Here is a 13,853-nt window from a genome sequence, read left to right on the forward strand (position 1 = left end):
ATGAGAAATTCTACATCTTGGTTGGCTATTGTCAACAAAATTGCTAAAAAAGGGAAAGCGTTCTACCTTTTCGCTGCTTTGATTAACTTTTTTCTATCAGAAAAAGTATGGAAAACATTTTTTCAAATGCCTGTAATGCAGGTGTTTGTTGGAAATGGATTGTCTATCAAAGCAAGAAAGCAAGCATTCCGCCCAGTAATCGGAGGCTATGTTTTAGCTTTTTTAGCAATGTTGTTTTCATTAGGTTCAGTTTCAACTGCTGAAGCACAAAATGCACCGCAAGGCTGCGACAAGTATTATTTACTTGTTGGAGAAACTGGTTCGGCTGCAGGAACCAATGGATTAACAGATGTATATCAATACTCTTCAAATCAAGCTTTCACAGGTTGTAGTTTACCTGGTGGTGGTGGTGAAGGCATGGTTGTTGACCCAACAAAAAACATAGCGTATTTATCTACGCCTAATAGTGTTGGACAAATTCGTATTTATGATATTGTAGCAGGAACATTTCTCACTCCTATTCAATTACCTTCTGGAGAAGATATATTAGATGTATCACCAACCAGTGATTTTAATTTTTTGTTTGTTTCGACTTATACAGGTGTATACAAAGTAAGTACTGTAAATAAAAATGTAGTTGGTTATAAACAAAAATCAACTTTAGTAAATTCTGGAACTGCTGATTTATGGGGTTGTGCTGTTAGACCATCAAATGGGAATGTTTATGTTTCTACTAACTGGCAAGGAGGAGCAAGTACAATTGAATATTTTAATCCAACAACGATTGTTAGTGGAGTAATGACGGGAGCAAGTACCAAAATTGCTGACGCTCCATCGGGCTATCAATATAGAGGTATTATATTTGATGCAGCAGGTAATCTTTGGGCAGTTGCTTCAAGTACAGCAGGTGGAACGAAAGCAGATAAAATTTTTAAATATAATCCTAGTGCCTATAATAGTTCTCCTCTTGCAACTTTCACTATGCCCGTTGCTACACACGCACCTTATGGAAATGTAAACGCATTTGACTTAGCTTTTGGACCAAACATCGGCACTGATCCAATTTTATATATTACAACTTTTCAAGGAGATTGCGTAACTCAATTAAATACAGTAACAGGGGGTTTTAACTCTTACTTAGACTACCGTTCTGGTTTTACTGCAAAATCAATCGCATGGGTTTGTGGAAACTTTAAATGTATTTGTACCGCTCCTGTGTTGACACTTAGTAATGTAAGTACTACACCTGGAACTTGTACAGGAAGTACGCCTAATAATAATGCAACAGCTACTATTAGAGGACTTGTTTATAATGCTACTGATATTGTCAAAGCTGATATAAAAGAAGGTTCGTCTTATGGACAAATACCTGTTTATGGTGCAGCTTCAAATGTTACATTAGCTTCAGGAGCGACTTCGGTTAAATTTACTAATCTCAAACCAGGTACGACCTATACAGTTCGAGCTTGGAGTGGAAAGGACGAATGTTTTAGTGATATTACTTTTACGACGGCTCCTTCTGCGTGTTGTACAGGTTGTATTTCTAATAATTTTGTAGTAAATGGAGATATGGCAACCGGGAATCCTCCAAGTAGTTGGACAGCTCCACAAGGTGCATGGACATTAGGAACTGGTTCAAATCGTGGAAATTTTGGCGTTTTAAATAATAGCAATACCAATAGTGATTTTTATGTTTATCAAGAACAAACAGCCGTATCTGGATTGACTTATACTTTAGATGCTTGGGTTGCTTCACATGGTATCGCAAATGCCAATGCTGTGGCTGAAATGTATTTGGAGTTTTATAATGGTGCTACTAAAATTGGAGAATCGGCACATTCAGCAACAACGTTAAATTATAATGGTACACTCGAAGTTTTGAGTACGATTGCAGCTATTGCTCCGACCAATACTACAAAAGTTAGAGTAGTAGGGCATGCCCGTGGTACAGCATTGAAATTTACAGATGTAATATTAACAACTTGTTATGGTGTTGTCAATTTAACATTAGGTAGTAAAGTTGACCCTAACTGTAATGTTAGTAATGGTTCGATTACTGTAACAGGTACAGGAGGTAGTGGCTCTTATGAATACCGTATTAATAGTGGAACATGGCAACCATCAAATACTTATACAGGTTTAGCTCAGGGTTCTTATACATTAGAAATAAGAGATAAAAATGCCCTTACCTGTACAAAGACTTTGAGTGTAACACTCACTTGCGTACAAACCTGTAACACAGTTATTTCTGGTACAGTTACGAATGTTACAACAATGGGTGCTTCGACAGGAGCAATCAATGTAACAGTTACAGGTGGTATTGCACCTTATACCTATTTATGGAATGATGGAGTAACAACACAAAACCGTACGAATCTTAAAGCAGGTATTTATTGGGTAACTGTAAAAGATGTACAGGGATGTAGCAAAATGTGGCAGTTTATTATTACTCAGCCTTATGATTGCAACGGTTTCCGTACGCAAACACAAGGTGGTTGGGGTAGTGATGCCAACGGCGAAAACCCAGGAGCGTATCGTGATGCAAATTTTGTAGGAGCGTTCCCAAGTGGTGTGACTGTAGGTTGTGGAACAAGATTATTAAAACTGACAACATCTCAAGCAGTTCAAGATTTCTTACCATCAGGTACAACTCCAACCACATTACCAGCAGGAACACTTACCAACCCTGGACAATCATATAGCAATAATTTTGCTGGACAGGTTGTTGCATTGACACTAAGTGTAGGCTTCGATAACTATGATGCCAATTTTGGTACTTCAACAGATAATCTAAAGAACTTAATAGTTAAGTCTGGCGTATTTGCAGGAAAAACAGTCCAGTTTGTTTTAGACGAAGCCAATAAAGCTTTGGGAGGCTGTACAACTTCATATACCATTACAGATTTACATAATGCAGTAACCAGTATCAATGAAAGCTATGTTAATGGCACTGCCACTGGTGATTATTTGAATTGTTGTACTTTAACTGTGGATGCAGGTGCAAACAAGACAATTTGTAATACTGACCAAATTGTTTTGAATGGTACAGTTACTAATGTTTCTTCTTGTGGAACACCAGGAATCACTACCTGTGCAACAACAATCACAGCCTCAACAGGTTGGATTGCAGATTTAAACTATGCGAAAGTTTGTGGCGATAATTTAGGAGCGAAATTATGGACAAAATCAGGCGATCCATCACCCTCATCTATTACTTTAGATTTAGGGCAATCATATCCAGCAGGAACAATTATAAGAGTAAGTTTAAAATTAGAGCATTGTTCAAACACAACATCTTATCAATCAGATGCTTTGATACAAGCCTCAACAAGTCCATCATCAGGCTATGTAAATTTGGTTTCATCTTTATTATTTACACATACATCTTTACAAGAATATACTTATACTTTATCTTCAGCCGCCCGTTACATCAAAGTTACTGATAATGGCAAATGTGCATTTAGATTAGATTATGTAAAAGCAAGTACTGTTGCTACCACATCAAATAGCGTTACTTATCTGTGGACAGGTCCAGGAATTGTTGGAGCTAATAATACTGAAAGTGTTACAGTAAATGCGGCAGGAACATATACATTAACAGTAACGGATTGTAATAACTGTCAAAAAAGCGATGTTGTAGTTGTTACACAAAATAATGTGTCTGCTAATGCAGGCGTTGATGCAACTATCTGTGCAGGAGGAAGTACTACCTTAACGGCTACCTTAGTTACAGGTGCAACTTATGAATGGAGAAGTTCAACCAATAGTGCAGTGCTTTCAACGAATCCAACCTTTACAGTTACCCCAACTACAACAACTGATTATATTTTAACAGTGATTAAAAATGGTTGTAGTGCTTCTGACGGAGTTAGGGTTACTGTAAATCCAATACCAACTTTAGTAGTGAGTGGTACACCAACACAACCTATTTGTACGCAAAGCAATGGTTCGGTTACTGTGACTGCAACAGGTGGTACTGGTGCTTATGAATATAGTAAAGATAACTTTGTTACTAAACAAAGTTCAAATGTATTTACAGGATTATCAGGTTCTGCTGCACCTGGAACTACTTACACTTTTTATGTAAGAACAGTCAATGCTCCAAATTGTGTTGGAACTGTGACGACAACCCTTATTTGTACACAAAACTGTACTTTAACTGTAGATGCAGGTCCAGACAAAACACTTTGTAATACTGATCAAATTGTTTTAAATGGCACAGTATCAAATGTTTCGATTTGTGGTACTCCAGGGGTTACCACCTGTGCAACAACAATCACAGCCTCAACAGGTTGGATTGCAGATTTAAACTATGCGAAAGTTTGTGGCGATAATTTAGGAGCGAAATTATGGACAAAATCAGGCGATCCATCACCCTCATCTATTACTTTAGATTTAGGGCAATCATATCCAGCAGGAACAATCATAAGAGTAAGTTTAAAATTAGAGCATTGTTCAAACACAACATCTTATCAATCAGATGCTTTGATACAAGCCTCAACAAGTCCATCATCAGGCTATGTAAATTTGGTTTCATCTTTATTATTTACACATACATCTTTACAAGAATATACTTATACTTTATCTTCAGCCGCCCGTTACATCAAAGTTACTGATAATGGCAAATGTGCATTTAGATTAGATTATGTAAAAGCAAGTACAGTAGGCAGTACAAATAACAGTGTTACTTATTTGTGGTCAGGCCCTGGAATTGTTGGAGCTAATAATACTGAAAATGTTACAGTAAATGCGGCAGGAACTTATACATTGACTGTAACAGATTGCCAAGGATGTGTAAAAAGCGATATTGTAGTTGTTACACAAAACAATGTTTCTGCTAATGTTCCAGATGTAACTATCTGTGCAGGAGGAAGTGCTACTTTAACAGCAACGCCAGTTGCAGGAGCAACTTATGAATGGAGAAGTTCAACCAATAGTACTGTTCTTTCAACAAGCCAAACCTATACAGTTACCCCAACCACTACGACTGATTATATTTTAACAGTTATCAAAAATGGTTGTAGTGCTTCTGATGGTGCTAAGGTAACAGTATTGCCAGCAGCAACGGTCTCTTTACCCGCAGATTTTCAAGTTTGTAGTGGTACAAGTACAACACTGACTGCTACAGGTTGCACAGGCACATTATTATGGAGCAATAATTCGACAGCATCAACAATAACCGTTGTACCTACAAATAATGGTGCTACACCGATTACTGTTAATTACTCGGTTACTTGTACCACTAATACTTACAATGGTTGTACTGCAACAGATGCTATTGTTATTACAGTTAATCCAAATCCTACTGTATCAGCAGATTCAAAAACAATATGTTTAGGTGGAACAGCCACTTTAACAGCTACTGGTTGTGTAGGTAATGTCGTATGGTCAGGTGCAAGTACAGCAAATGGAACAACAATTACTGTTACTCCTGCAAGTGTTGGTTCATATAGTTATATAGCTACTTGTACAAATACGAATGGATGTAAAGCAACATCAACAGGAGTTGTAACAGTAACGCCAACACCAACTGTTAGTTTACCAGCAGATTTTGCTGTTTGTAGCGGAACATCAACAATTTTAACAGCAACTGGTTGCTCAGGAGGTACATTATTATGGAGTGCTTCGGCCAATAGTGCAACAACAACTTCGGTTACAGTAATTCCGACAAATACTGGAGCGTCTCCAATAACGATTACATATTCAGTTACTTGTACAACCAGTTCAAATAATGGTTGTACCGCAACAGATGCAGTAACTGTCACAGTAAATCCTAATCCATCAGTAACGCTTACTCCAACAAATATTACATGTAATGGAGCAAAAGACGGGAAAGTCTTAGCAACAGGAAATGGTGGTACACCACAATATACATTTAGTTTAAATGGTGGAACATTTACAACACCAGCCGCAACTACAAATACATTTACTGGTTTAGACCCAAATACAACTTATACTATCACAATTAAAGATACTAAGGGATGTATAGGTACTGCTACAACTTCGCTTACACAACCAGCAACATTATTATTATCAACAACTAAAGTTGACCCTAAGTGTGAAAAATCAGATGGTTCAATTAATTTGTCCGTATCAGGTGGAACAACGCCTTATACTTACCTGTGGTCGAATGGAGCAACTACGGAAGACTTAACAGCTAAAGCTGAAGGTACATATAGTGTGACTGTTACAGATAAAAATGGCTGTTCAGCTACAACATCTGTTAACCTCACTCCACAAGATTGTTCGTTTGACTTAGCATTGAAGAAAGTATTAAAAACTGCTGGTACTTATAAACCAGGTGATAATGTAACATTTACAATCTCAGTTATTAATCAAGGAACAGTAACGGCAACGAATGTACAAGTAACAGATTATATACCAACAGGCTTAACTTTAGCAGATGCTGCATGGACAGCAGTTTCAGGAAAAGCTACTTTGAACGCAGTAATTGCAACGCTTGCTCCAGGTATAACAGTTACAAAAGATATAACATTTACAATCAATCAGTCTTATGAAGGAGCGACTGTAATCAATAGAGCAGAAATTAGTGCAGTAACAAATGCAAGAGGTCTTTTAGATAAAGATAGTAATCCAAACGCAACATTAGGTGATGATAAAGGTGGATTAGTAAGTAGTCCAGCCGATGATTATGTAGATGGAAATGGTACTGGTGCAATAGGTGACGGTGTAGCAGCGACAGACGAAGATGATGAAGACCCAGCTTTACTTAATATTACTCAAACATTTGATTTGGCCTTAGTTAAGAAATTATCAAATCCAAGTCAAGTAGTAGTACCAGGTAGTGATGTGAAATACATTATCACAGTAACGAATCAAGGGACCTTAACCGCGACGAATGTACAGATAACAGATTACATTCCAAGTGGGATGAGTTTGAATGATGCCAACTGGACATCAGTAGCAGGCAAAGCGACGTTGAATAGTCCAATAGCGAGCATCAGTGATAATAATGGTACAGCGACGGTAGCGATTACTTTGAAAGTAAATGCAGATTTTGAAGGGACTAAATTAGTAAACAGTGCAGAGATCAGTGGAGCGAGCAATAGTTTAGGACAAAATGATATAGACAGTACCCCAGACCAAAATGCGGATAATGATGCAGGTGGCAAGGAAGACAGTGCAAGTGATGATGTGATTACTGGAAATGGTACAGGTGTACATGATGATACCAATGCAGCGACAGACGAAGATGACGAAGACCCAGCAAGTGTAGTAGTGAAACAAACATTTGATTTGGCTTTAGTTAAGAAATTATCAAATCCAAGTCAAGTAGTAGTACCAGGTAGTGATGTGAAATACATTATCACAGTAACGAATCAAGGGACCTTAACCGCGACGAATGTACAGATAACAGATTACATTCCAAGTGGGATGAGTTTGAATGATGCCAACTGGACATCAGTAGCAGGCAAAGCGACGTTGAATAGTCCAATAGCGAGCATCAGTGATAATAATGGTACAGCGACGGTAGCGATTACTTTGAAAGTAAATGCAGATTTTGAAGGGACTAAATTAGTAAACAGTGCAGAGATCAGTGGAGCGAGCAATAGTTTAGGACAAAATGATATAGACAGTACCCCAGACCAAAATGCGGATAATGATGCAGGTGGCAAGGAAGACAGTGCAAGTGATGATGTGATTACTGGAAATGGCACAGGTGTACATGATGATACCAATGCAGCGACAGACGAAGATGACGAAGACCCAGCAAGTGTAGTAGTGAAACAAACATTTGATTTGGCTTTAGTTAAGAAATTATCAAATCCAAGTCAAGTAGTAGTACCAGGTAGTGATGTGAAATACATTATCACAGTAACGAATCAAGGGACCTTAACCGCGACGAATGTACAGATAACAGATTACATTCCAAGTGGGATGAGTTTGAATGATGCCAACTGGACATCAGTAGCAGGCAAAGCGACGTTGAATAGTCCAATAGCGAGCATCAGTGATAATAATGGTACAGCGACGGTAGCGATTACTTTGAAAGTAAATGCAGATTTTGAAGGGACTAAATTAGTGAACAGTGCAGAGATCAGTGGAGCGAGCAATAGTTTAGGACAAAATGATATAGACAGTACCCCAGACCAAAATGCGGATAATGATGCAGGTGGCAAGGAAGACAGTGCAAGTGATGATGTGATTACTGGAAATGGCACAGGTGTACATGATGATACCAATGCAGCGACAGACGAAGATGACGAAGACCCAGCAAGTGTAGTAGTGAAACAAACATTTGATTTGGCTTTGGTTAAGAAATTAAAAGCAGGTCAACCTTCGGAAGTAGGTTGTGAAGATGTCGTAAACTACGCCATTACCATTTACAATCAAGGTACGTTAAAGGCTTCAAATATTGATATTACAGATTATATTCCAACTGGTTTGGCTTTGAATAGTACATTAAGCTCTGGTTGGACATTAGTTGCTGGAAACGCAAAATATACTATTGTTGGACCAATATTGCCAGGTCAAAGTGCAACAATTAATATAGCATTGAATGTACTTCCATCGGCGGCTACAGGTTCAATTGTGAACATGGCCGAAATTAGTAACAATGCAACAAATGCCTTGAGTTTATTGGATATCGACAGCAAAGCTGATACAAACCCTGCTAATGATGCGGGTGGTTTAGCAGGCTCTCCAGCTGATGACTTTATAGATGGTAATGGAACGGGTCCAGTAAATAGTGGTACTGCAGCAACTGATGAAGATGATTCTGATCCTGCGTTAATTACTATGAAGGCGAAACCAACAGTAGTTGCTTCAAACAACGGACCTAAATGTTATGGTGATGAAATTACATTAACTGCCGTAGGAAATGCAACAACATATTCATGGACAGGGCCAAATAATTACAGTGCAACAGGAGCAATTGTGAAAATTGCGGCGTTGCCTGCAAATAGTGGTACATATACTGTTACTGCTATGTTAAATGGTTGCTTTATAACGGCTACAACAGTAATAAATCAAGCTGATAAAGTAACAGCGAGCATTGTAGGTACAAACCTGACTTGTAATGGCGATAACAGTGGCAAAGCGAACTTAACAGCGAGTGGTGGCACAGGAGCCTTGAAATATTTGTGGAGCAATGGAGCAACGACAGAAGATTTAACAGGTTTAGCTGCAGGTACATACAGTGTCACAGTAACAGATGCGAACTCGTGTACAGCAACAGCCAGTGTGTTAATCACCGAACCAACAAAAGTAGTAGCAAGCATTGTTGGCACAAACTTAACTTGTAATGGGGATAACAGTGGCAAAGCGAACTTGACGGCGAGTGGTGGCACAGGAGCCTTGAAATATTTGTGGAGCAATGGAGCAACGACAGAAGATTTAACAGGTTTAGCTGCGGGTACATACAGTGTCACAGTAACAGATGCGAACTCGTGTACAGCAACAGCCAGTGTGTTAATCACCGAACCAACAAAAGTAGTAGCAAGCATTGTTGGCACAAACTTAACTTGTAATGGGGATAACAGTGGCAAAGCGAACTTGACGGCGAGTGGTGGCACAGGAGCCTTGAAATATTTGTGGAGCAATGGAGCAACGACAGAAGATTTAACAGGTTTAGCTGCGGGTACATACAGTGTCACAGTAACCGATGCGAACTCGTGTACAGCAACAGCCAGTGTGTTAATCACCGAACCAACAAAAGTAGTAGCAAGCATTGTTGGCACAAACTTAACTTGTAATGGCGATAACAGTGGCAAAGCGAACTTGACAGCGAGTGGTGGCACAGGAGCCTTGAAATATTTGTGGAGCAATGGAGCAACGACAGAAGATTTAACAGGTTTAGCTGCAGGTACATACAGTGTCACAGTAACCGATGCGAACTATTGCAGTGCGACTGCCAGTGTGTTAATCACCGAACCAACAAAAGTAGTAGCGAGCATAGTAGGTACAAACTTGACTTGTAATGGCGATAACAGTGGCAAAGCGAACTTGACGGCGAGTGGTGGCACAGGAGCCTTGAAATATTTGTGGAGCAATGGAGCAACGACAGAAGATTTAACAGGTTTAGCTGCAGGTACATACAGTGTCACAGTAACCGATGCGAACTATTGCAGTGCGACTGCCAGTGTGTTAATCACCGAACCAACAAAAGTAGTAGCGAGCATAGTAGGTACAAACTTGACTTGTAATGGCGATAACAGTGGCAAAGCGAACTTGACGGCGAGTGGTGGCACAGGAGCCTTGAAATATTTGTGGAGCAATGGAGCAACGACAGAAGACTTAACAGGTTTAGCTGCAGGTACATATTCAGTAACAGTAACCGATGCGAACTCGTGTACAGCAACAGCCAGTGTGTTAATCACCGAACCAACGAAAGTAGTAGCAAGCATTGTTGGCACAAACTTAACTTGTAATGGCGATAACAGTGGCAAAGCGAACTTGACGGCGAGTGGTGGCACAGGAGCCTTGAAATATTTGTGGAGCAATGGAGCAACGACAGAAGACTTAACAGGTTTAGCTGCGGGTACATACAGTGTCACAGTAACCGATGCGAACTCGTGTACAGCAACAGCCAGTGTGTTAATCACCGAACCAACGAAAGTAGTAGCAAGCATTGTTGGCACAAACCTGACTTGTAATGGCGATAACAGTGGCAAAGCGAACTTAACAGCGAGTGGTGGTACAGGAGCTTTGAAATATTTGTGGAGCAATGGAGCAACGACAGAAGACTTAACAGGTTTAGCTGCAGGTACATACAGTGTCACAGTAACAGATGCGAACTCGTGTACAGCAACAGCCAGTGTGTTAATCACCGAACCAACAAAAGTAGTAGCAAGCATTGTTGGCACAAACTTAACTTGTAATGGGGATAACAGTGGCAAAGCGAACTTGACGGCGAGTGGTGGCACAGGAGCCTTGAAATATTTGTGGAGCAATGGAGCAACGACAGAAGATTTAACAGGTTTAGCTGCGGGTACATACAGTGTCACAGTAACCGATGCGAACTCGTGTACAGCAACAGCCAGTGTGTTAATCACCGAACCAACAAAAGTAGTAGCAAGCATTGTTGGCACAAACTTAACTTGTAATGGCGATAACAGTGGCAAAGCGAACTTGACAGCGAGTGGTGGCACAGGAGCCTTGAAATATTTGTGGAGCAATGGAGCAACGACAGAAGATTTAACAGGTTTAGCTGCAGGTACATACAGTGTCACAGTAACCGATGCGAACTATTGCAGTGCGACTGCCAGTGTGTTAATCACCGAACCAACAAAAGTAGTAGCGAGCATAGTAGGTACAAACTTGACTTGTAATGGCGATAACAGTGGCAAAGCGAACTTGACGGCGAGTGGTGGCACAGGAGCCTTGAAATATTTGTGGAGCAATGGAGCAACGACAGAAGACTTAACAGGTTTAGCTGCAGGTACATATTCAGTAACAGTAACCGATGCGAACTCGTGTACAGCAACAGCCAGTGTGTTAATCACCGAACCAACGAAAGTAGTAGCAAGCATTGTTGGCACAAACTTAACTTGTAATGGCGATAACAGTGGCAAAGCGAACTTGACGGCGAGTGGTGGCACAGGAGCCTTGAAATATTTGTGGAGCAATGGAGCAACGACAGAAGACTTAACAGGTTTAGCTGCGGGTACATACAGTGTCACAGTAACCGATGCGAACTCGTGTACAGCAACAGCCAGTGTGTTAATCACCGAACCAACGAAAGTAGTAGCAAGCATTGTTGGCACAAACTTAACTTGTAATGGCGATAACAGTGGCAAAGCGAACTTGACGGCGAGTGGTGGTACAGGAGCTTTGAAATATTTGTGGAGCAATGGAGCAACGACAGAAGATTTAACAGGTTTAGCTGCGGGTACATACAGTGTCACAGTAACCGATGCGAACTATTGCAGTGCGACTGCCAGTGTATTAATCACCGAACCAACGAAAGTAGTAGCAAGCATTGTTGGCACAAACTTAACTTGTAATGGCGATAACAGTGGCAAAGCGAACTTGACGGCGAGTGGTGGCACAGGAGCTTTGAAATATTTGTGGAGCAATGGAGCAACGACAGAAGACTTAACAGGTTTAGCTGCAGGTACATATTCAGTAACAGTAACCGATGCGAACTCGTGTACAGCAACAGCCAGTGTGTTAATCACCGAACCAACGAAAGTAGTAGCAAGCATTGTTGGCACAAACTTAACTTGTAATGGGGATAACAGTGGCAAAGCGAACTTGACGGCGAGTGGTGGCACAGGAGCCTTGAAATATTTGTGGAGCAATGGAGCAACGACAGAAGACTTAACAGGTTTAGCTGCGGGTACATACAGTGTCACAGTAACCGATGCGAACTCGTGTACAGCAACAGCCAGTGTGTTAATCACCGAACCAACAAAAGTAGTAGCGAGCATTGTTGGCACAAACTTAACTTGTAATGGCGATAACAGTGGCAAAGCGAACTTGACAGCGAGTGGTGGCACAGGAGCCTTGAAATATTTGTGGAGCAATGGAGCAACGACAGAAGACTTAACAGGTTTAGCTGCGGGTACATATTCAGTAACAGTAACCGATGCGAACTCGTGTACAGCAACAGCCAGTGTGTTAATCACCGAACCAACAAAAGTAGTAGCGAGCATAGTAGGTACAAACTTAACTTGTAATGGCGATAACAGTGGCAAAGCGAACTTGACAGCGAGTGGTGGCACAGGAGCTTTGAAATATTTGTGGAGCAATGGAGCAACGACAGAAGACTTAACAGGTTTAGCTGCAGGTACATATTCAGTAACAGTAACCGATGCGAACAGTTGCAGTGCGACTGCCAGTGTGTTAATCACCGAACCAACGAAAGTAGTAGCAAGCATTGTTGGCACAAACTTAACTTGTAATGGCGATAACAGTGGCAAAGCGAACTTGACGGCGAGTGGTGGCACAGGAGCCTTGAAATATTTGTGGAGCAATGGAGCAACGACAGAAGATTTAACAGGTTTAGCTGCGGGTACATACAGTGTCACAGTAACCGATGCGAACTCGTGTACAGCAACAGCCAGTGTGTTAATCACCGAACCAACAAAAGTAGTAGCAAGCATTGTTGGCACAAACTTAACTTGTAATGGCGATAACAGTGGCAAAGCGAACTTGACAGCGAGTGGTGGCACAGGAGCCTTGAAATATTTGTGGAGCAATGGAGCAACGACAGAAGATTTAACAGGTTTAGCTGCAGGTACATACAGTGTCACAGTAACCGATGCGAACTATTGCAGTGCGACTGCCAGTGTGTTAATCACCGAACCAACAAAAGTAGTAGCGAGCATAGTAGGTACAAACTTGACTTGTAATGGCGATAACAGTGGCAAAGCGAACTTGACGGCGAGTGGTGGCACAGGAGCCTTGAAATATTTGTGGAGCAATGGAGCAACGACAGAAGATTTAACAGGTTTAGCTGCAGGTACATACAGTGTCACAGTAACCGATGCGAACTATTGCAGTGCGACTGCCAGTGTGTTAATCACCGAACCAACAAAAGTAGTAGCGAGCATAGTAGGTACAAACTTGACTTGTAATGGCGATAACAGTGGCAAAGCGAACTTGACGGCGAGTGGTGGCACAGGAGCCTTGAAATATTTGTGGAGCAATGGAGCAACGACAGAAGACTTAACAGGTTTAGCTGCAGGTACATATTCAGTAACAGTAACCGATGCGAACTCGTGTACAGCAACAGCCAGTGTGTTAATCACCGAACCAACGAAAGTAGTAGCAAGCATTGTTGGCACAAACTTAACTTGTAATGGCGATAACAGTGGCAAAGCGAACTTGACGGCGAGTGGTGGTACAGGAGCCTTGAAATATTTGTGGAGCAATGGAGCAACGACAGA

The 13,853-nt window shown here is 40.9% G+C and carries 1 protein-coding gene (only partly in view); it reads left to right on the forward strand.

The window, feature by feature from the left end; all coding sequences use genetic code 11:
• Window positions 1-13,853, forward strand: the 5' portion of a protein-coding gene (locus ACQUQZ_RS05190; RefSeq protein WP_435353703.1) for a gliding motility-associated C-terminal domain-containing protein. It continues 34,207 nt past the right edge of the window; the window shows 13,853 of its 48,060 coding nt (coding positions 1-13,853); its start codon is at window positions 1-3; its stop codon lies off the right edge, out of view.

Origin of the sequence: Emticicia sp. SJ17W-69, from assembly GCF_051209875.1 — a bacterium.
GTDB lineage: Bacteria > Bacteroidota > Bacteroidia > Cytophagales > Spirosomataceae > Emticicia.